This is a genomic window from Imtechella halotolerans (assembly GCF_028743515.2).
In the GTDB taxonomy this organism is placed as follows: Bacteria; Bacteroidota; Bacteroidia; order Flavobacteriales; family Flavobacteriaceae; genus Imtechella; species Imtechella halotolerans.
Genome location: NZ_CP117969.2, coordinates 2,981,462 through 3,003,431, shown reverse-complemented (window position 1 = coordinate 3,003,431; position 21,970 = coordinate 2,981,462). Strand labels below are relative to the sequence as shown.

At 36.3% G+C, this 21,970-nt stretch carries 15 protein-coding genes and 1 tRNA gene; 3 read left to right on the top strand and 13 right to left on the bottom strand.

Annotated elements, in window-relative coordinates; all coding sequences use genetic code 11:
* Positions 1-59: 59 nt before the first annotated feature.
* Both PT603_RS13285 and PT603_RS13280 read left to right on the top strand, forming a co-directional pair.
* Positions 60-1,376 (top strand): hydroxymethylglutaryl-CoA reductase, degradative, encoded by a 1,317-nt coding sequence (locus tag PT603_RS13285; protein ID WP_008237742.1) that lies wholly within the window; start codon positions 60-62, stop codon positions 1,374-1,376.
* Positions 1,376-2,266 carry a GYDIA family GHMP kinase gene (locus PT603_RS13280; protein WP_008237741.1) on the top strand — a complete coding sequence of 297 codons (891 nt, stop codon included), beginning with the start codon at positions 1,376-1,378 and terminating at the stop codon, positions 2,264-2,266. Before PT603_RS13285 ends, PT603_RS13280 begins: the two co-directional genes overlap by 1 nt.
* Before the next feature lie 75 nt (positions 2,267-2,341).
* Here the strand turns inward: PT603_RS13280 and PT603_RS13275 are convergent, their stop codons facing one another.
* The 7 genes from PT603_RS13275 to PT603_RS13245 form a co-directional block, all read right to left on the bottom strand.
* Positions 2,342-4,462: a peptidylprolyl isomerase gene (locus PT603_RS13275; RefSeq protein ID WP_008237740.1), complete on the bottom strand. Its 2,121-nt coding sequence runs from the start codon at positions 4,460-4,462 to the stop codon at positions 2,342-2,344.
* A 128-nt stretch (positions 4,463-4,590) separates the two neighbouring features.
* Positions 4,591-5,841 carry a hemolysin family protein gene (locus PT603_RS13270; RefSeq protein ID WP_008237737.1) on the bottom strand — a complete coding sequence of 417 codons (1,251 nt, stop codon included), beginning with the start codon at positions 5,839-5,841 and terminating at the stop codon, positions 4,591-4,593.
* A gap of 8 nt (positions 5,842-5,849) precedes the next feature.
* Positions 5,850-6,047, bottom strand: coding sequence for a hypothetical protein (locus PT603_RS13265; protein ID WP_040488576.1), 198 nt, complete (start codon positions 6,045-6,047; stop codon positions 5,850-5,852).
* Between the two features lie 52 nt (positions 6,048-6,099).
* On the bottom strand, positions 6,100-6,690 hold the full coding sequence (lptC, locus tag PT603_RS13260; RefSeq protein ID WP_008237736.1) for an LPS export ABC transporter periplasmic protein LptC: 591 nt from the start codon (positions 6,688-6,690) through the stop codon (positions 6,100-6,102).
* A gap of 7 nt (positions 6,691-6,697) precedes the next feature.
* Positions 6,698-8,032 carry a tetratricopeptide repeat protein gene (locus PT603_RS13255; protein ID WP_008237735.1) on the bottom strand — a complete coding sequence of 445 codons (1,335 nt, stop codon included), beginning with the start codon at positions 8,030-8,032 and terminating at the stop codon, positions 6,698-6,700.
* Between the two features lie 18 nt (positions 8,033-8,050).
* Positions 8,051-9,316 carry a BamG family beta-barrel-assembly machinery protein gene (bamG, locus tag PT603_RS13250; protein ID WP_008237734.1) on the bottom strand — a complete coding sequence of 422 codons (1,266 nt, stop codon included), beginning with the start codon at positions 9,314-9,316 and terminating at the stop codon, positions 8,051-8,053.
* Positions 9,313-10,038, bottom strand: a complete 726-nt coding sequence (locus PT603_RS13245; protein ID WP_040488575.1) for a type III pantothenate kinase — start codon at positions 10,036-10,038, stop codon at positions 9,313-9,315. Before PT603_RS13245 ends, bamG begins: the two co-directional genes overlap by 4 nt.
* A 103-nt stretch (positions 10,039-10,141) precedes the next feature.
* Between PT603_RS13245 and PT603_RS13240 the strand changes: the two genes are divergently transcribed.
* A tRNA-Phe gene (locus PT603_RS13240) sits at positions 10,142-10,214 on the top strand.
* Positions 10,215-10,325: 111 nt separating this feature from the next.
* On the opposite strand, the gene PT603_RS13780 is transcribed toward PT603_RS13240, so the two are convergent.
* The 6 genes from PT603_RS13780 to PT603_RS13215 form a co-directional block, all read right to left on the bottom strand.
* Positions 10,326-10,505 (bottom strand): transposase, encoded by a 180-nt coding sequence (locus PT603_RS13780; protein WP_262489165.1) that lies wholly within the window; start codon positions 10,503-10,505, stop codon positions 10,326-10,328.
* 102 nt (positions 10,506-10,607) lie between these two features.
* Positions 10,608-12,452: a SusD/RagB family nutrient-binding outer membrane lipoprotein gene (locus PT603_RS13235; RefSeq protein WP_081483479.1), complete on the bottom strand. Its 1,845-nt coding sequence runs from the start codon at positions 12,450-12,452 to the stop codon at positions 10,608-10,610.
* 12 nt (positions 12,453-12,464) lie between these two features.
* Positions 12,465-15,875 (bottom strand): SusC/RagA family TonB-linked outer membrane protein, encoded by a 3,411-nt coding sequence (locus PT603_RS13230; RefSeq protein ID WP_155805527.1) that lies wholly within the window; start codon positions 15,873-15,875, stop codon positions 12,465-12,467.
* A gap of 181 nt (positions 15,876-16,056) precedes the next feature.
* Entirely contained in the window at positions 16,057-18,294 is a 2,238-nt protein-coding gene (locus tag PT603_RS13225) for a GH92 family glycosyl hydrolase (RefSeq protein ID WP_008237730.1), read from the bottom strand.
* 59 nt (positions 18,295-18,353) lie between these two features.
* Positions 18,354-19,541, bottom strand: coding sequence for a PNGase F N-terminal domain-containing protein (locus PT603_RS13220; protein ID WP_008237729.1), 1,188 nt, complete (start codon positions 19,539-19,541; stop codon positions 18,354-18,356).
* A 98-nt stretch (positions 19,542-19,639) separates the two neighbouring features.
* A complete protein-coding gene (locus tag PT603_RS13215; RefSeq protein WP_008237728.1) occupies positions 19,640-21,949 on the bottom strand; it encodes a GH92 family glycosyl hydrolase in 2,310 nt (769 codons plus the stop codon).
* Between the last annotated feature and the right edge of the window lie 21 nt (positions 21,950-21,970).

Genomic DNA, 21,970 nt, shown 5'->3' with positions numbered 1-21,970 from the left:
GCCGTCAAAGCTGCTATCAATATTTAGTATATTTGTAGCTTTATTTTCATAATTATACCATGAAACGACCTGTTGAAGGATTTTCCAAGCTTACTAAAGAACAAAAAATAGACTGGCTAGCTAAGGCCTATTTTTACGATGACGAAAATGCAGTATACGTACTAAAGCAATACTGGAATGAGGACACACAACTCCAAAAGCTTCATGACGAGTTTATTGAAAATACCATCTCTAACTTTTATCTACCATTTGCTGTAGCTCCCAACTTTTTAGTGAATGGAGAGTATTATACCATTCCAATGACAATTGAGGAAAGTTCTGTAGTGGCAGCAGCTAGTAAAGCAGCAAAATTTTGGCAAAAACGAGGAGGATTTATTGCAAAAGTAATTGATACAGAAAAAATTGGACAAGTACATTTTATGTATTCAGGTGATAAAAGCCGTTTACAAACTTTCTTCACCTATATAAAGCCTCAATTAATTCATGCGGTAAAAGATATTACCAAAAATATGGAGAAAAGAGGAGGAGGAATTATTGACATTGAACTCAGAGATAAAACGGAAGCTTTAACCAATTACTACCAGTTACATGCAACCTTTAATACCTTGGACGCCATGGGTGCCAATTTTATTAATTCTTGCCTAGAACAATTCGCAAAAACTTTTAAAGCCGCAGCCCAAGATTATTCTGAATTCACATCAAGTGAAAAAGATATTCAAATTGTCATGAGCATCTTATCGAACTATGTCCCTAATTGCATAGTCCACGCGGAAGTCAGTTGCCCTGTTGAAGCACTTAATGAAGATAGACTAACGCCACATGAATTTGCAGAAAAATTTGTTCGTGCCGTAGCCATAGCCAATGCAGAACCTCATAGAGCTGTTACTCATAACAAAGGAATAATGAATGGAATTGATGCGGTGGTCTTAGCTACTGGCAATGACTTTAGAGCAGTTGAGGCTGGAATTCACGCTTATGCAGCTCGAGATGGCCAATATCGAAGTTTAACTCAAGCCTCTATTGAAAATGGAATATTTCGATTTTGGATTGAAATACCACTAGCATTGGGTACCGTTGGTGGACTTACTTCATTACATCCTTTGGTGAAAATTGCACTAGAAATTTTGGACAAACCTTCAGCAAAAGAGCTAATGCAATTAGTTGCAGTTGCCGGTCTTGCTCAAAACTTTGCTGCTTTGAGATCACTTATTACTTCAGGAATCCAAAAAGGTCATATGAAAATGCATCTTTTTAATATTTTAAATCAATTAGGCGCGACTGAAGAGCAAAAAAAATTAATTGCACACCAATTTAAAGACAAAACTGTGATTCACAGCGAAGTTGTTGCTGCCTATCAACAATTAACTTCAAACTAGTGATAATAACGTTTTACAGTCACGGAAAACTACTGCTTACAGGTGAATATGCAGTACTTGACGGTGCCTTAGCATTGGCGCTTCCGACCCAATACGGCCAATCGCTTTCAATTCGGCCAAGCACAGAAGGCTCCCTACAATGGAAGAGTCTAGATGAACGAAATAATTGCTGGTACCAACAAATATTATTTTCTGGAAAAGCTACAGATCCAATTACGCAAACCTTAGAGAAAATCCTTTGTACTGCAAAACAACTGAACCCAAATTTCCTAATTGAAAAAAATTTTCATGTGGAGACTAAGCTTGAATTTCCTAGAGATTGGGGATTAGGATCCTCATCAACATTAATTAATAACATAGCCCAATGGGCCCAAATAGACGCCTTTAAGCTACTTTTTGAAAGTTTTGGGGGCAGTGGCTATGATATTGCATGTGCTCAGCAAAACAAGCCTATATGGTACCAACTTAAGGACAGTCAACCTGAAATCACCCCCATCGAATACAACCCACTTTTTAAGGATAGTTTATTTTTTGTTCACTTGAATCAAAAACAAAATAGCAAAGAAGGAATTCAGCGATACCGCAAATTGGCAAAGCACAAAAATCATCTTATTGAGGAGCTGACAAACCTTACCAAAGAGATCACTTTAACTCAGTCCCTTGAAAACTTTTGCTCACTCATTAAAGAACACGAAAGACTTATTTCAAATTCACTCGATATACCTACAGTACAATCACATCTATTTCCAGATTTTCCAGGAGAAATAAAAAGCCTTGGAGCTTGGGGAGGTGATTTTATTTTAGCCGCAAGTAACGAGGATGTAATTAACTATTTCAAATCAAAAGGATATCCTACCATTATCCGCTATTCAGACATGATTCTTAGTTAATTTTAATAGAACGACTTATATCAAAAGAGCCATGCAATTGCATGGCTCTTTTAATTTCTATTCAACGTATACTTCCTAGTAGAACATTGCGCGATTGTCTTCAACCTCTGCAGCTTTACGTAAAGCCAAGTATACTGTCTGACCAGCACGATTTACCTTTAAGGTAGTCGCATTAGCCATATATGTTTTATAGCTATCAAGTTTAGGAGCAATATTCAAATTAGTAACTTGAATCATATAAACCCCATTACTACCTTCAATAGCGCCAGATGTAGCATTTTTTTCAAGTGCAAATGCAGTACCAACAACTCTAGGCTCTCTACCAGCATCCCCAAGTAATGGATTCTTCATAGTAAGGCCTGTTGCCGTTTTCACCTCTACTTTGTTAGCAGACGCGATATCCTGCATGGACTTCCCTTCCATTTTCTTTTTCAACAATTCAGCCTTTTTCTCTTTAATCAAAATTGGTTCTACAAAAGGACGTGCATCTTTAACTGCTGCTAATCCTTCCTCCGTTTTCTTAGTGAGCTGCGCTATAACATATCCATTATTTACACTAAAACGCTTTACATTTCCATGCTTGGTATCCTTAGCAAAAGCCCATTGAACGATGCTTCTTTGACTACCTAAACCTACTATATACTCATCAATAGCCAATAAATTATCAGCACGAAGAACATTCATCTCCATTCCTTTAGCAATATCACCAAAGTTTTTATAATCCTCGGTCGCCGCCATTTCAAATTTAGTTGCCTGGGCAAATAAATCATTAATAGTATTCTCGGAAGCTTCAATCTCTTGAGCTATGGTAGCCAATTGAACTACATCTTCTTTTTCTGTAATTTTAACAATATGATATCCGAAATCAGTTTCAACAACACCAATACTACCTACTCCATTACCGAACACATAGTCAGCAAAAGGTTTTACCATATCTCCCTTTTGGAAGAAACCTAAATCTCCACCTTGAGAAGCAGCACCATCTTCAGAATTTTCACGAGCTACTGTAGCAAAATCCACCTCAGGCTTTTTAACTTCTATCAACAATGAATCTATTTTAGCCTTGGCCGCTTCTTTAGTGCGAACCAAAGATGGATTAGCATTTTGAGCACCTTGATATGCTACCAAAATATGACTCGCACGAGCACTCCCATTGGGTCTCTTAGCGGTCATTTTGGAAATCTTAAAATATCCATTATCCTCATAAGGACCATAAACCGCTCCAACTTCTAACGCGAAAAGATCCTCTGCCTGTAATGATGGCAATTGTTTCTTTGTAACGAAGGTAGAATCATAAGCAATATCCGAATGCTTATTAACAAAATCCTCCACATTAGTAACTGTAGAGAAACCAGGAATAGTATCATTGCTATTGGTGTCCTGATTAAACTCTACAGAAGAACTTAACAATTTTGTTATATTCTCCTTTACAGTATTAATGTCCCCTTCTGAAGCTTTTTCTTCTACAAAAACATATTGAATATTACGCATGGACTCCTGTTTGAAATCATCCTTACGCTTACTCATGTACGCTTTTATCTCACTATCAGAAATAGTTAAGGTACTGTCTGCAATGGAAGAATAAGGCAATTGAACAAAAGAAACATCCACCTTATCGGCTTCCTGACGATACACCCATTCACCTTCTTTAGCAGTAGTCCCTAATCCAGCTTTAATTAAATTAAAATAGGTTTGTTGTTTCGCATTTTCTATAATGGCATCTTCCTGCATAGTCCATTGGGCATAGGCATCAGGACTAGATACTTTTAAATCTGCTATGTATTCAATAAACTTTGCATCGTCAAAAATACCAGCTTCATTTTGAAACATTGGACTTTGAGCAATTGCTGGATTATTTTTTACCAGATTAATGATTTGATCTTTTTCAATACTCAATCCAATTTTTTCAAACTCTTGAGCTAAGATTGTGTTGCGGACTTCTTGCTCCCATACCATATTTACAGCTTGTGTTGTACTGGCATTAGGACCTAAGTTTTGCATAGTGCTCTCTGCTTTCAATCTAAAATCCTCCACCGAGAGGGTTTCTCCATTTACTTCACCTATGGTAGAACTTGATTTTAGCGCGCTGAAATCACCTTTTCCAATTAAATCGGAAATAACGAAAGCAAACAATGCCAAACCAATAATAAGGATAAGAAATAGTGACCTGTTTCTAATTTTTTCAAGAATAGCCATCTTATATAGGGTTATTATAAATTAATAGTGGGCGAAAATAGCATTTTCTTTGTAATAATAAAAGTATAATTACCCATAAAAAAAGAAAAAAACATCTCGTTAACGGATGCCAAATGAGGAGCTTGCTTTTATTCCTCCGGTACTATTTTAAGACGTACTGTTAGAATTTTAGTACTTGCTACCTCCTCAATAATAAAATGATACTCTCCTACTACCACACGCTCACCCTGCTCAGGAATGTCTTCATAATGATTCACTATTAGCCCCCCAAGTGTTTCATAATTTTCACTTTCAGGTAAATTAAGCTTATAAGACTCATTAAGGTAATCCACTTCTAAACGAGCGGAAAAAAGAAACTCAGCATCACTTAACTGCTCTTCCTGAAGCTCTACAGTATCATGCTCATCTTCGATTTCTCCAAATAGCTCTTCAACTATATCTTCCACAGTAATAATTCCAGAAGTCCCTCCGTATTCATCAAGCACTACCGCCATACTCTTACGTTTTTTCATAAGAATACTTAGCACATCATTAATCAACATGGTTTCAGGGACATATTCCACAGAAAGCATTATACTTTTAATTGTTTTGGGTTTTTTAAACATTTCAAAAGAATGGACATACCCAATAATATCATCCACAGTATCCTTGTAAACTAGAATTTTTGAATAGCCAGTTTCCGTAAAAAGCCGAACCAGATCTTGTGGTTTTTCACGAAATTCCACAGCTGTAATCTCCGTTCTCGGGATCATTACTTCTCTAGCTTTTACTTCAGCAAATTCCAAAGCATTCTGGAAAAGTTGAATTTCCGAATCAACCTCCTGATCTTCATCCACCTGCTCCATCTGCTCCGTTATATAATCCCCTAATTCATCCCTGCTAATAGTTAGTTGCATCTCATTATTATTAGTTTTAAAAAGAATTCTCATTAAAGAATCAGAAACCCAAATAACAAATGAAGAAATTGGAGAAAAAAGTCTATAAAAAAAGTAAGCTGGTATTGCAAAAAACTTTAATAAAGAATTTGCATGTAATTGAAAAAGTATCTTAGGCAAAAATTCAGCCGTAATAAGAATGACTAGTCCTGCTATACCGATTTGCCACCACAAATTATGATATGTAACTGGTAGTGTATTCATAATCCAATCACTCATCACAAATCCATACACCACCAATGTGATGCTATTACCAACTAACATCGCAGCTATAAACTTAGAAGGCTTCTCTGTAATCTTGGTAAGTATGCCAGCTAAAAAGCCTCCCTGTTTTTTAGCAATCTCAATATGAATCTTATTGGAAGATACATACGCGATCTCCATACCTGAAAAAAATGCAGATAAGAACAAACAAATGCCAACTACAACAAGTAACGAAAACATACTAAAAACTATTGATCTTTTCTTCTGTTCTCAAATCGCTGACGATAGCGACGTCTGAAGAAAAACATAAAAAGAGAAACAGCGGCAAAGAGAATAAAAATATACAACCTGGTTTTATCAGGACTGTTCCACTCATTAAAAACCTCTATTAGAGATAAAATTGCTACTCCTAGATAGACATACTCAAAAAATTTCAAAAACTTCATGGATATAATTCATTAAAATTGAATACAACAACTAATAGGAACAAAGAAATTTCTATTGTTCTTCTCCAGAAGCAGAAACCTCTCTATCTTCTATAGCAAATACACCAAAGGTCTTATGTGCTTTGGCTATGGAAAAATCTTTGTTAAAATCCATACCCTCACCATTCATAATGGTTCCTTCTTTCGGATTGGTAAAGGTAAACTTTTTCTCGGTAAAAACCCATTCATTCTTTTGATCCCAAAAAAGCTGTGAGGTCTCCAAAACTTTACCATCATGCGTTTTTAGAACAACACTATCTCTTAATTCTACTAAATTGGTATTTGAATATAAAATACCATATTGAGCTGTAACGGTACTTTTATTATTCAAATCGTCAAAAAAGTCTACCTGTAGACCTTTAGGGAATTCTGAATAAGGGAAACTCTGATTAGAAAAATCTTCATTAAGAACACTCCTTAATATCGCTTTAACTTTGGCAGAATCAGTGTAGGTAAGAACAAAGTTCTCAGCAATACCATTAGGAAACTTTTCCGTAAAGCGCATCTTTTCAATTTCACTAAGATTGCTTTGGCATGAAAAAAACATTGTCACAGCAAGAACTGTGACAATGTTTAATAATTTATTTTTTAATTGTGGTTTCATCAATACATTATAGTGATGGAACTTTTACACTCTTTCCTACCCAACATTTAAAAGTAATAGTTTTACCAGACATTCCTTCCGCAAATATGTCTGATCTAGAAGGAGCTAAAGCATCATAACGTGCTGCTAAAGATTCCAAACCACCCTTTCTTGCTGTTTGTGCAGCTAACCAGTAAATCGCTCTCTTTTCAAAGGAAGTAGTTCCACATTCGTTAGCACTAGAAGCATACGCATGAGCAATAATTCTATAGGCATCAGAGTTAGATGCATTAAACTGCAATGCCTTATTTGCATAGTTTACAGCAGAAGCTTTACCCATTTTAGTAGCTATTTTTACCAAAACTCTAGACTTTTTAAAGTTATCGGTCTCTAAGTCCACAGACTGATTAAAGAATTTAATTGCCTCCGCAGATTTTCCATTTTTTTCATTCAATACTCCTAAATAGTAGGCTGAAGATGCCGATGGTTCAAGAGAGTGTAAAGACTCAACTAACTTCACAAATAAAGGATCAGAAGTACAATCTTTATCCGACATTTTACCTGCAGCACGCTTTAACCACTCTGCATCACTTGATTTTTCAGCAAAGTTTTTCTCGTACAAAGGAATCAAGTTATCACAATCTGCCAAGTTACCTAAAGTAGCATCGATACTCTCACTAATTGAAAGATAGTTGTCTACACGTGCACGAGCATTATCCAACGTTCTTTTAGATTTAGAATCTAAAGTACCCGCCTCCTCAGCTGGAAGCAATGAGTTAATTTGATCCGAAAGAACAGCTTTTTCATCTTCTATTTTTTCGTTCACATTATCATAGGTATCAAACACTAACTGCAAGTCTTTCTTCCCAGCCTTGTTTAAATCTACCAAGGTTAAGAAATAAATATACATTGCCTTCTCATTTTTAAAGTTACCTCTGTCTTCAACAAAAGCCTTATCTAAAAAACCATATATTTCATCCTCGGTACCCGTCTTAGTATCATATAACAATAAGGCCTTCTTAATATACACATCTGCTTTGGTAATTCTAGAAGGGTGATATTGTATATACCCATCATATAATTTTTCCAAATCACCTATAAACTTAGTCCTTTCATCTCCTGTAGCATTTTCAATCTTATGAGATAATATCCTTTCACCGTAATAAAAAGTAGCAAAATGCAATTCAGGACAATTATTATATACCACCAACCAAGGCTCATAAGCAGCATCATAGTTTTTCACCTTAGCATGCTCGTTAAAAATAGAAAGATTAGTTGAGCAATCAGCATCTTGAGCATGTACACTTGCCAGGCTCACCGAACCTAAAAATACCGCAAGTAATAATGTAATGTTCTTCTTCATTTCTTTAAAGTTTTATTTTTATTGATATTTGGACTTCACAAACCACCTGTCGTTAAGCGACAAACCTACTCTTACATTGAAGTAATTCTCCTGAACAAGTCCTGAATTTGTTGTTCCTCTTTTACCAAGGTCAAACCCTATATTTGCATTAGAAAATCCTCCTATTGGTAATCCTATACCAAATGATATGCCAAAATCATTTATAGTTTCACCATTTATGACCATTCCTGTATTTTCAAATCGCATTCCAGCTCGGTATACCACTCTACTAAAATAGCTACTAAATGAATTATATTTTGGCAAATAAAACCCTCCAACTGAGAATGTCTTACTATCCTCATAGGTAAGTCCAGAGACGGTCAAAAACGGATTTGCAAAATTACTAGTCTTGGAAGTTTTATAATCAGCCCCTAAAAACCACTTTTTATCACTCCCTACTCCAAAACCAAAAGAGGCTTCAGAAGGAAGTGTCAGATCTGTAGATTTCATACCCAGAGCCTCTAAATCAATCTCATCTAGATCTACCGGAATAAATCCTGTCTGAGAAAACCTACCTACTGCGATGGTACGGAAATTATCAGAACTAATTTTGGCCTCAGGGATATAACTTACATAGGCCTGCATTTGAAGTTTATCCGTGATTTTCCCTTTGTATGAGGCCGCCAAATTAAAATCAAACCCACTTAATTCTGAACGGTTAGTTTCAAGAGTCGCATTTTCTACATTTTCTATGATTTTCAACTTTTCATTTTCCATTTTGCCAAAATCATAGTTAGCAGTGGCGCCAATACTAAATCCTTTAAAAACTTGGTATCCCCATGACAAAAAAGCCTTGTTCATACCTCCAGATCCAGAAAAACGATCAAACATCTTGTTCTCACCAATAAGACCTTCCGATTGCAGCTTATACCCAACAGACGTAAAAGGCATCAATCCAAATCCAAGACCCATTTTCTTGCTAATTGGGAATCCTAAAGCTAAATAATCCAAGCTACCAGCTGAAGCATTCTCCTTGTTATTATTTGTCTTGAAATTATAGGAATTATAAGAAGCGCCTACAGTGTAGGTAGCATACCTTAAAAAACCAAATGCAGAAGGATTATTAAGGTTGACATGAATACTGTCATTATAAACGCTTATTCCACCCATTGCCCTATTTTCGGCAACTCCTTTAAATTTCAACTCACCAATTCCGTAGTATGAATAAGGAGAGGCTGTTCCTTCCTGTGCGTATATGCTTCCGCAAAATAGTACGGTAACAGCTATAAATATTTTTTTAATCATCCGTGTGTATTATGTTCTAAAATAGCGTTTAGACCCTCCAAAAGGAAATTTGGATTCGCAAATATGGTATTTTTTACTCTTTCAGCCAAAAAAAGAGTGTCTCCACCTGTTAAAATAACTGTTAAATCTTCAAAACGAGCAAGATACTGATTGATAACACCGTCAATTTCTTGAACTACATTATTAACTACTCCAGAAAGAATACTAGTCTCTGTATTATTTCCGATAAAATCCTCCACAGAAGCTAAAGAAACTAATGGCAATTTTGCCGTATAATCGTGCAAAGCCTTAAATCTCATCTGTATTCCAGGTGCAATTGCTCCGCCCAAATATTCATCATTGGCATTCTTAAATTCAAAAGTAATGCAAGTACCCGCATCAATTACCAAAACATTCTTCTTAGGATAATTCACAGCGGCAGCGGCAGCCAGTGCAATCCGATCGACACCTAGAGAACGTGGAGACCCATAGTTGTTAAAGAATGGAACCAATGTTTCAGAAGTTAGCCTTAACACTACTTTATTATCCAAAAAAGTATCAAAAAAAGGCATTGCTTCACCTACTGATGACCAGATAACCTGCTTAATTTCATTTTTTTTAAAAATTTTTTTCAGCATCTCTTCTGCCTCACAATAGGAAACCGAATCCAAATCTACTAACCTACTATTCTCAAAAACAGCAAGTTTTACAAATGTATTTCCCTGATCAATAACTAAATTCATATATGTAACGAAAGAAGCAAATTTACAAAACATATTTTTTTAGAAAATTGTTTTGTAAATAATAAAATAAGCCTTTATATTTGCACCCGCAATACAGCAAAAAGGTACCTTAGCTCAGTTGGTAGAGCAATGGACTGAAAATCCATGTGTCCCTGGTTCGATTCCTGGAGGTACCACAATTAAAAAATACAAAACCTTGTAAATTAAAAACTTACAAGGTTTTTTTGTTTTATTAACTCTTCCTGTCCGGATCAAAACGGATCAAGGATCAAGACTAAATGTTGTGTTTACGCAAATATTTTGGTCAATCTATATAGGAAGAATTCTATGTTTCTAACCCCTCTGAATTGACTTCTAAAAGCTTTAATTTTGGACTTGAAGGACTCTGAAGGAGCCTTCGTACTCATATTGATTAAATATCTCTGTAAAGATGGATAACTCGACCTGATGCTGTTTTCTTGAGTCAACAAGATTTTAAAGGGGTAGGAACAAAAAAACCCGTCTCAGTGCGAACCGAGACGGGTTTCTAATTTCAATTAATCAAGTTGAGACCTGATTGTATAATCTAACTAATTCAAAAAACGATCCCACCAAATTCTTCCTTCGGTCTTATTGTTCATATCTCCATAGTTTGGATCTTGAGTAAGCCTTTCTAAAGCAGAATTAAAATTATCAATATTTGCGTCATTAGGCACAGGCAATGCACCTCTTCTTGGTATAACTAGACTATTTCCTCCAGTAGTAATAGCCTCTAGGAAAGCAACGCCTGCCTCTGGAATTGGTTGATCCTTGAAAGCTGGAAGGCCAGTTCTTTTCCACGTCGCCCATGCTTCCTCAGGTCGCATGAATAAATTAACCCATTGTTGAGAAATAATCTTCTCAAGGGACACAGTTTGAAACTCAGTCTGTGATAGATAGTTATCAATTTTTACTGATGTAATTGGATTATAATTATCACTATTAGAATTCATCGCAGAAGGGACAGCCATTTTCTCTGCCCAAGTCTGATACTGCTGCATTGAAGCCCTAATGCCTTCTTGATACCAAGTTAGTGCATCTTTACCTCCTTTAGCCGAACCAGATTTAAATGCAATCTCGGCCATCATGAAACAAGTTTCTGAATATGTAATGAGAGGAGTGAAAATACTAATCGAGTTTTGGCTCACATCATAAGTCGCATCTTCTTTGTCTCTAGCTGTCACTTGAGTCCCAACTTTTCCTCCATTTTTAACATAAAATCTACTTTCAATTTGGCTATTATGCCTTACAGTCAAAGTCTTGTCAACCCCTCCTTCAGTGTATGGTAGTGTAAAGTAAGTTGTTCCAGACCATAAAGTGCTCGTGCTGTCTGGATTAGATGACATCCCAAAATATCTTTCGCTAAACTCTGGAAATCTAGTTTGATAATCGGGATAGTGTTGTTCCAATAATTCAGTAATGCCGTCATTAATTTCATTATTATTCCCAAAACCAAATCCATTTCTTCTTACCAACAAAGGAAGTCTAGGATCGTCATATTCCTTCATAAAATTAACAAAGGCTCTAGATGCTGCATATTGATATGTCAAGATATGCATATCATCAGTATTGTTATTATACTCATTAGGATGATTATAAACACATGATTGCTCATTGTTTGATATCAATCCTCCAGGATTAGCTAAAACCTCACTAAGAACATCATTATAAAATGTAGCATCAGCCAATTCTAGTCTTTGAGCCATCTTTATTCTTAAAGTATTAGCAAATCGAATCCAATTATCTACATTTCCTTTGTAAAAGAAATCGCTACTTCCTAAATCATATTGATTAGGCAAATTACTCTGCAAAATTCCAATATACTCTTTAACCTTAGCATCAAATTCCTTATAAAGAGGACTGCCATCTAATCCTTCCTGATAGAAGTCATAACGAGGTTTGCCAATTCCTTCTGAGACTTTAAATGCTTCGGTGTAAGGAGCAGCTCCGTTGACGTCAAAAACCAACCAAGCCTCATAAGTTTCCAAAATTCCTGCTATAGCTGACAAATTTTGAAATCTTTCTGCCTCAGCATTACTAGGGATCACCTTTTCTCTGAGATAGCGCAACCTTAGTCCAATCTGAGCATAATAATCACTATAATAAGGTGTAAAAGGATTAGGACGATTAGTAGATTGAGGATTTACATAAACTCCCTCCTGAGCACCTTGATAATTTACCAAATATTGCATCATTTGCATCACCCCACTATACTTTGCCATAAGATGATTTCGACTACTGTTATTAAAATTCTCTGTAGCCCCTGTAAAAACAAATCTAGGATCTGTTTCTCCAAGCAATTCAGGGTTTGTATTAAGTTCTTGATACTCTTTTAAACACCCTGAAAGTGTTGAAAGAGCCAGAACTCCCATAAGTATTACTTTATATTTTTTCATTGTAATATGAATTTAGAATCTTAAAGTTAGATTAAGCGCATATGTTCTTGAATATGGAACCGTCCCAATATCCATTGGAGTCAAAGGATTATTGTTAGATAAAGACTCAGGATTCAACCCGTCAGTTAACTTATTAACCAAATATCCTAAATTACGTGCAGTCAAGCCTATACGCAGATAATTAGCTCCAATCTTTTTACATAACTCCTCTGAAAAACGATATCCAAGAGTAACTTCTCTCAACATAAACCAAGTATTATCTTGTACACCTAGTTCTGCAGGCATTCCCCATCCATAATTATACATATAAAAAGCACTAGCCATCATAGGTACAATACCTTTTTCAAGTGCTTGTTCATATGTCAATCCAGCAACATCAATACTCTGAGTTGGGTCGCTCGCTGATGGAGCGGTAGCACCTTCATCAAACACAGCATCAAGCATAATTGCGTCATACACAGTCTCTCCTTTATAATTTACACGAGGAAGACCTCCATGTTCTTTATCTCTTCCATTAAGAGAAGACTCAAGCACCCCTCTATATGAAGCATATTTATAGGTATGTGAGAAAAAATTCCCTCCAACTCTACCATCAACTAAAGCATAAAAGTCAAAATTCTTATAAGAAAAAGAAGTATTAAAACTTAGATAAAAATCAGCCTCCACTTTACCTACAACTACCCTATCATTTATTCCCTTATCATAGTTCGTAGTGTAACCATAAATATAAGCTCTATTAGGGCTACCAGCGCCTCCCCAATAAGAAATCACAGGCTTACCATTTCTTGGATCATTGGCATCATTTTCGTTATTATATCTATAAATTGATGAGCCATAAGGATTAGCATAGGAGGTTGTTAGAACCCCAAACTTTCCTCCTTCATATGCCCAGATTTCTGGACCTGCATCATATTGCCCTAATAATTGCCATTCTTTTACATCTTTATGCAATTCTTTAATCTTTCCTCTATTCAAAGTAAAATTTGTCCCTAAGGTCCATCTAAAATCTTTGGTTTTTACAGGAGTTCCCTCTAACATAATCTCCACCCCTTGATTTTGAATATTACCTGCATTAATCAATTGTCGAGAAGCTCCAGATTCCGCAACACTTGGCAATGTCATAATTTGATTGAAGGTATTAGTTTTATAGTATGTGAAATCCAAATTCAAACGTTCATCGAACATTCTTATATCAGTACCCAATTCCAAGGATTGTTGAACCTCAGGCTTTAAATCTGGATTATAAGCAGTTCCTAAATTAGGATTGGCTATTAACACACTATTCCTATCCGGATCAAACTGTGCGCTTTGATTAAAAAACCCAAATCCATTTATTGTTGCATAAGGACTAGTTCCCATCCCGGCTCTAGCCAAGGACGCTCTTAACTTACCAAAGGAAATCCATTCAGGCATTGTTAATGATTCCGTAAACACATAGGATAAATTTGCTGAAGGATAGAATACTGTATAATTATTTTTACCATCAACAGCATATGTAGGATAGGTTAATGAGGATAACCAATCATTTCGTCCAGTCAATTCTAGAAATAACTGATCTTTCCAACTCAAATTAACAATTGCAAAAACTCCCAAAGATTGATTATTTTTTGGTGTATAATCAAAACGAGGGATAATGGTGTTTACTGAATTTGAAAACGCAAAAACTCCCGGAGTTACTAATCCTCCATTTGTTGACTTATACCATGAATGGGATTCAGTGTTTCCATACAATTCTACACCTAAAATACCATCTACACTTATCTCTTCTCCCCCAATTTTAAACAAATTATCATTTGTTTGCAACATTCCTAAAAAATTATAATTCCCGGAAGTACTACCTCCTCGTGAAAATCCTCCAGAACCTGTAGGCCCATAATTAGCACCTGAACCATATAATTTCTCCATGGTGGAGATTCCATAATAATTATAATTCCCTTTAATACTAGCCGTAAGTTTTGGGCTAATTTGAGCTCTTAAAGTCAAATTTGTTAATAGAGAGTTTTCTGAACGCTGATTTAAATTCAAATCTCTCCTATGTAAAAAACCTCTCAAGTCTCCCCAAGGGGTAACATTTTCAACTGCTTTAGTTTCAGGGTCTCTATACATGCTTTCATAAGTTTCCAAATCCATATTCCTTGGAATATACATTGTACTCATAAAACCGGCATTACCTCCCCAATTCCAACCTCCTTGATTAGCACCATTTTGAGCTCTGGAAAAAGCATAATTAATTCCAGCCTCAATAGAGAACACATCATTTAACTTAGCAAGCCCTCTAAAATTTACAGTATTTCGCTTAAAACTGTTTCGCTTAAACACCCCATTATTATCAACATTTGAATATGACAATCTATAGGAGGAATCTTCATTTCCTCCACTTACAGCCACACTCGTGCTCATATTAAAGGGAGATTGATACAATGCTTTCCAATTATCTGAATGAGGTACAAATGGAGTTGCTTCACCATTTGGCATATATTGATCTATAACCCTTCCATCCATTTTTGGTCCCCAGCTATAGGCAGTTCTTTGTAATGATCCATCAGGTAAAAAATCACCTTCATATCCATTATTCGGACTTCCAGCTCCATAGATGTTTTGCATTTTAATAGGAGCCTTATATATCTGAGCTGTTTCAAGTGTTTGAGAAACTTCAATTCCTAATCCTTGTTTTCCAAATTTTCCACCTTTTGAAACTATAACTATAGCTCCATTTGCACCCCTAGAGCCATAAAGAGCAGTTGCCGCAGCCCCTTTCAGCACAGTTACACTTTCATAATCTGAGGGATTCAAATTTTTCAATTGAGAACCCCAGTCAGTACCTGATAAGGCACCAGTCATAGGTTCTTGAATAATCATACCATCAATAACAAAAATCGGAGAGTTATTCTTATCTAGTGATTTAGCCCCCCTTATGGTGATTGATGAACTTGACGTAACCCCAGAGGCACCACCGAGGTTAATACTTACACCAGCAACCTTTCCTTGCAATGCGGCCACAGGGTTTATTACATTTATACGTTCAATCTCTTTAGTGTCAACTTTAGTAGTTGCATACCCAACTGATCGGGCTTGTTTTTGCAAACCTAAAGCGGTTACTACAACTTCATCCAACTGTTCTGAAGATGGTGATAAGGTAACATTTAATTGGCTCGATGTACCAACAGTAATTTCCTTCGTTGCATACCCCAATGCCGATAACACTAATACTGCTGAATTTCCCGGTACTTTCAAACTGAATTTACCATCAAAATCAGTAAATGTCCCTGTAGTGGTACCTTTGACCAACACATTGACTTGTGGAAGTGGCATGCCATCTTCAGCATCAGTAACCGTCCCGGTTACCGTTTTTTCTTGCGCATATATCGACTGCGAAAACAGCAACGATACGAACGCAAAAATGGTAAGTAGCTTTTTGCACATACGTTTTAAAATTTTAATGAATTGATTTGAATTAGTTAATGAGCCATTGCACAATTTGGCAATGACCATGCTAAATGTTATAATAATGTGAAGAAATTGAAAAGTTTTTCGACCAACAACGGATCTGGAAAGCTAAAGGACGAATTTACGAAACCGATTTCGCCCTTTCGTTTATATGCCTTTACTGCTGCTCCTTAAGAGTGAATTTCAACAGTTTACTTCGGACTAAGGCTTCATGGGAGAGAAAATAACCTTTGTGTAGTTTTCCATCGATTTCTAACGATTGAATAAATCTATCTCTAGCAGAATTAGAAGCTTCAATAATCAATTCTCCCGAAGGATAAAAGGTAGTATCTAAGTGAATTTTTATTTTTGAAAAGGTAGGTGTTGTAATTGTGTATACCGGATCAGCAGGAATTATGGGATATATTCCCATCATACTGTAAATTGCCCATGCACTCATAGTACCTGTATCGTCATTACCCGGTAAACCAGCGGGTTTATTCGTAAAGTAGTTGGCTAGCAATTGATCTACCCTATCTTGTGTTTTCCACTCTTTTCCCTTGACGTAATTATATAAATAAGGATAAGCTATGTCAGGTTCATTAGCCATATCAAATTGATTATTTTCAAAAATATAATCAAGATTCTTAATAAAACCTGACCTTCCTCCCATCAATTGCATTAAGCCATTAACATCATGTGGTATCATTAAGGCATACTGCCAAGCATTTCCTTCAATATAGCCTACATTTTTTTCAAAATTGGCACCTTTATAAGGATCAAATGGACTAAACCAACTTCCATCTCTATGTTTTGGTCTCAGTAATTTCCACTTTGGATCAAATAAGTTTTTATAGGAAAGTGATTGGGTATAAAAGCGTTTAAAATCTCCTTTTTTACCTAACACTTTTGCTAATTGCGCAATGGCATAATCAGCCATATTGTACTCTTGCGTTGTAGAAACTGGCCCAGCAACTCCTCCATCCACACTTAAATATCCCTTCTCAAGATACTCCCTTAAACCAGGTCTTAAAGGATTATTTTCTAATTGAGTGGCACTTTTAACCATAGCCTCATAAGCCTTTTGCACATCAAAATCCGTAAGTCCACGCAGATAGGTGTCTGCGATGACTACTGCCGCCGGATCTCCTACCATGGTAAAAGTCTCTGTTGAGTTAAGCTCCCATTTAGGCAACCATCCATTTTCATCATACATAGCAAGCATACTCCTTACCATATCCAATTGTTCCCTTGGGTAAAGCAAGGTCATCAATTGATGGTAATTGCGATAAGTATCCCAAAGAGAAAATGTGGTATATCTTGTACCTGTTGTTTTTCCAATCTTCCCAGTAGCAATCTCAGGATATTCTCCATTAATGTCATTTAAAATATTTGGATGAATTTGTGTGTGATATAAGGCAGAATAAAATACGGTAAAATCCTCCTCCTTACCACCCGAAACCTCCACAACACTTAACTTATCATTCCATGTTTTACGAGTTGTATTATACACCTGATCGAAAGATAGAGATCCCACTTCTCGATCAAGATTCTCCCTGGCATTTTCGATACTGACATAAGAAACACCAACCTTAACTTCAACTACAGTTGGCTTTTTAAACTGATATGACACATACGCTCCTATACTATCTCCCACAACAGTCTTAGTGTATCCTTTCATAAGTCTTGTATTCCCATTATACCCCATCCACTGAGACTCCACACCATTATTGGTATAGGGGGTTTTCCAAGCACCAAATTCATGAGGAGGTTCTGAAAAACGCATGACAAAATAAACAGGATAAGCCTGTTCAGGACTATTATAACAAAACGAACCTACAGTTCTCATACCTTCAATTTCCGTGGAAGAAACAAAGCGCAGCATGGAGCCAAGTTCATTGGTTAGTCCTAAACCAAGGTTAAGTAAAATGTTTGAAGTTCCTGCCGGAAAATGATATCGACTTACTCCAGCTCTAGTACTAGCTGTGGCTTCAGCTTTAATCGAATACTTATTCAAATCCACAGCATAATAACCAGGCTTTGCTTGCTCACCAGAATAGGTACTACCATATACCAAATGATTAGTTTCTATGGGCCCTGTTGTTGGCATAGTTATAATAACACCCAAATCAGGACAACCAACACCGCTTAGATTTACATGTGTAAATCCTGTTAAAAAAGTATTTTCATGAACGTAAGGGTTGGAAAGCCACTGACTATCCTTTTCTAACAAATTGAGATTTCCCGCCACATTAAATGGTGACACGCTTACCATCCCTCGTGGAGCCATAGCCCCTGGGTGGGTAGCCCCATAATTGCTAGTCCCTATAAAAGGATTTACATAATCGACGGGATGCTTTTGAGACCATAGAACACTTGAAAAACCAACTAATAGAATACCTATATACTTTTTCATTCTTACTAAATTTAGATAAATACCCGTATTAAGTTATTATTTAAGCATAATATTCTTTCCTATTCATCATATGTCACATAGGCCGAGACTAGCCAATGGTTTAATTGATCACCTGTATTGGAGGTTGCTGGTATTTGAACTTCCAATAGGTGCTTTCCTTTCTTTAAATCACCTAATGACACTACCTCCGGAAAGACCTGAGAACCAGGACACCAATTTGATCTTGAAAGATCTGAGGAGGCCAAACGTTCCTCAATAGGTTTATACTCTCTTACACGCTCTTTAGTATACGCAAAGGCTGTATCCTTACGGGTCCAAACACCTGAAGAGGGATTAAACCTTCTAAATGAGGCACAATCGTCTCTCCACGGTATAAAATCTATCACTTTATTACCATCAATTTTAGCTGTATTTCTCAATTGAATAAATTCATCTCCACCTGAATGTCCTCCGTGTCCAGTACTTATGTAATGTAACTTTACATTTTTTGCATCTTTAGGTAATACAAAAGAACTTTCTACTGTTGATTTGGCAAATACATCAGGAATTTTTTGTCCGTTAGCGTAATAAACCGTATTCAAAATAGCTATCACTTTCTCTTGCTTTCGAGCTCTTCCACTATAGTGAAGACTTACATCCACGGTATATCCTTCAGCTGTCCAAGTATCAATCCAAACTCCGACATAGAATGTGCCTGTTACCAACGATTCTAACTGTGAAATGTCTTGACTCCAGCTTACTTCTTCTTCCCATTTGGGAACATATACTGGACGGTTGTATCGCATTCTAGGGTTTTTAACCTCATCACTAAAAAAACCAACTCCAAAGGGGGTCATAAAACGCATTAACTCCACTGCAGGTTGATAATTTTCTGTAGTTCGTATACCTAGGTAATCCCCTTCTATTCCAGAATTCATAGGAAAAGATTTTAATCCTTGGGCTACCGTAAGCACATTAATCAAATCGGTATTTGAAATCACAAATGCAGATCCTGATTTATCCCATGGATCCCCATTTGAACGAACCGTAACATCTATTCTTACATCAGTTCCTTTTTTAAAATTTGGAGCGGTAACCTTTTTTATGAGTAACCTGCCGCTTTGAAGGCGATAAACCCCTTCTATACTTCCTTCATTACTAAAGTTTACCGGGGTGTTTTTATACACTTCCAATTCGAAAGGTTTTTGACTCCAAGCAGTAAGGGTTCCAATTATAAGTGCTAACAAGATATTTTGGGATCTTTTCATGTAATTATTTCTATAAATAAAGCCAATTTGGCAATTGTTAATTAACGCAGTAATAACTAAGCAATTAATACGCATTGAAAATAGGTTAACTAATTATATTAATTTGATTTTGAAAGGGAAAACGGTACTGATGTTGCATCCGTTCCCCAGCTAGTATTAGGAGTACTACTCATTTCGAATTCAATGGTTCCACCATTAATTAATGTTTCATATTCGAGATAGGTATTATTCCATGGTTTTCCATTGATTTGCATTGATTTTATATATTTTGATTCCTTATAATTGTTGGGTGCATTTATCACAATTTTCTTTCCATTCTCAAGTGATAATTCTGCTTTTGTAAATAGTGGAGCTCCTATAACATACTGAGCTACACCAGGAGTTACAGGATAAAATCCAAGAGAGCTAAACACGTACCAAGCTGAAGTTTGACCATTATCCTCGTCTCCACAGTAGCCATCAGGTGTGGCTGCATAGAGTTTAGTTAATACATCCCGTACTTTTTCTTGTGCCTTAAAAGGCTGCCCGACATAATTATACAAATAAATCATATGCTGAATTGGTTGATTTCCATGTGCATAATTGCCCATGTTAACTATCTGCATTTCTCTTATTTCATGAATTGTAAAACCGTAATAGGAATCATCAAAAACTGGTGGCATCTGAAACACCTCATCAAGTTTTCCAGCAAAAGCTTCCTTACCTCCCATTAAAGAAACTAATCCCTCTATGTCCTGAAACACCGACCATGTATAATGTAAACTATTCCCTTCAGTAAAAGCATCCCCCCACTTTAATGGATTAAAAGGGGATTGAAACTTTCCATCCGCATTTTTACCTCGCATCCACTTGGTTTCAGGATCAAACAAATGTCTATAGTTTTGAGATTGTTTATAAAAACGAGCTGCGATGTCTTCTTTACCCATTTTCTTGGCCATCTCGGCAATAGTAAAATCAGCATATGCATATTCCAATGTCCGAGCCGCATTTTCATTTATACCTACATCATATGGAACATACCCAAGTGAATTATAATAGGTAAGGCCAGCCCTGCCTACAGAATTTTCAGGACGACCTTCCTCTGTATCTGCGTTCTTTAACACTGCTTCAAACAGAACAGGAATATCTTCATTACGCATATTCCCTTTCAAATACGCATCTGCAATAATTGAGGCGGAGTTAGATCCAATCATGCTATTTCTGTGCCCTGGGCTCGCCCATTCTGGCAACCATCCAGACTCTTTATAAGTGTTAGCTAATCCTTCCATTACCTTTGTTGTAAAATCTGGATACATTAAATTAAAAAAAGGAAAAACAGCTCTAAATGTATCCCAGAAGCCATTATCAGTATACATATAGCCAGGTAGAACCTTTCCGTTGTATGGGCTATAATGCACTACATTACCATGTTGATCATATTCATAAAAACTTCTAGGAAACAAGAGAACTCGATATAAGCTTGAATAAAATGTTCGTATTTGATCAATATCCGGACCCTCCACATGAATCTTTCCTAATTCTTTTTCCCAAGCTACACGAGCTTTTTCCTTGGTTTGTTCAAATGAATCCTGGCCAATCTCAGTATCTAAATTACGTTGAGCCTGTTCAACCGAAATAAAAGATGAAGCTACTCGAGCATGCACCTGTTCTCCTTGTTTAGTTTTAAATCCAATAATACCACCTACATGTTCTCCCTTGCTTAGGGTAGCGTTTTCTTCAAGATTCCAATTGTCACCCCAAGTGTGATTAATCTCAAAATCCTTATCAAACTCTACAACAAAATAATTATGAAAATTTTCAGGAACTCCACCACTATTATTTCGAGCATACCCTACAATTTTTCGTTCTTTAGGAAAAATCTCAACCATTGAGCCTTTAAAAAACGCATCTACCATAATGTAAGATGTGTCAGCTTCAGGAAAGGTAAATCGAAAATGCGCTGCACGACTCGTTGGAGTAACCTCAGCAGTAATATCATAATCTGCAAGGTAAACGCTATAATAATGAGGCTTCGCAATTTCAGCCTTATGTGAAAACCATGAGGCTCTTTCCTCTTCTTTATACTTGAGAATTCCTGAAGTGGCCATTAAAGAAAAGGCTGCATAATCATTAATCCAAGGGCTAGGCTGGTGTGTTTGTTTAATCCCCCGAATTTTATAATCATCATACTTATAGCCCCAACCATCACCCATCTTAGCCGTCTGAGGTGTCCAAAAATTCATCCCCCAAGGTGTTGCAATGGCAGGATAGGTATTTCCATTAGACAAAATAAACTCAGAATCTGTTCCCATTAAAGGATTAACATACTCCAAGTAACTATGCTCCTCTATTTTAGAAATTGTATCAGTAGTTTCACAACTCATTAAAAGCCCAAAACCAATAAAAAAACACACTAAATATTTTCTCATAACAGCTAATTTAAACTTGAT

Coding starts and splice junctions, on each gene's coding strand:
- PT603_RS13285 (WP_008237742.1), top strand. CDS start 60: ATGAAACGACCTGTTGAAGGATTTTCCAAGCTTACTAAAGAACAAAAA.
- PT603_RS13275 (WP_008237740.1), bottom strand. CDS start 4,462: ATGGCTATTCTTGAAAAAATTAGAAACAGGTCACTATTTCTTATCCTT.
- PT603_RS13270 (WP_008237737.1), bottom strand. CDS start 5,841: ATGTTTTCGTTACTTGTTGTAGTTGGCATTTGTTTGTTCTTATCTGCA.
- PT603_RS13265 (WP_040488576.1), bottom strand. CDS start 6,047: ATGAAGTTTTTGAAATTTTTTGAGTATGTCTATCTAGGAGTAGCAATT.
- lptC (WP_008237736.1), bottom strand. CDS start 6,690: ATGAAACCACAATTAAAAAATAAATTATTAAACATTGTCACAGTTCTT.
- PT603_RS13255 (WP_008237735.1), bottom strand. CDS start 8,032: ATGAAGAAGAACATTACATTATTACTTGCGGTATTTTTAGGTTCGGTG.
- bamG (WP_008237734.1), bottom strand. CDS start 9,316: ATGATTAAAAAAATATTTATAGCTGTTACCGTACTATTTTGCGGAAGC.
- PT603_RS13245 (WP_040488575.1), bottom strand. CDS start 10,038: ATGAATTTAGTTATTGATCAGGGAAATACATTTGTAAAACTTGCTGTT.
- PT603_RS13235 (WP_081483479.1), bottom strand. CDS start 12,452: ATGAAAAAATATAAAGTAATACTTATGGGAGTTCTGGCTCTTTCAACA.
- PT603_RS13230 (WP_155805527.1), bottom strand. CDS start 15,875: ATGTGCAAAAAGCTACTTACCATTTTTGCGTTCGTATCGTTGCTGTTT.
- PT603_RS13225 (WP_008237730.1), bottom strand. CDS start 18,294: ATGAAAAAGTATATAGGTATTCTATTAGTTGGTTTTTCAAGTGTTCTA.
- PT603_RS13220 (WP_008237729.1), bottom strand. CDS start 19,541: ATGAAAAGATCCCAAAATATCTTGTTAGCACTTATAATTGGAACCCTT.
- PT603_RS13215 (WP_008237728.1), bottom strand. CDS start 21,949: ATGAGAAAATATTTAGTGTGTTTTTTTATTGGTTTTGGGCTTTTAATG.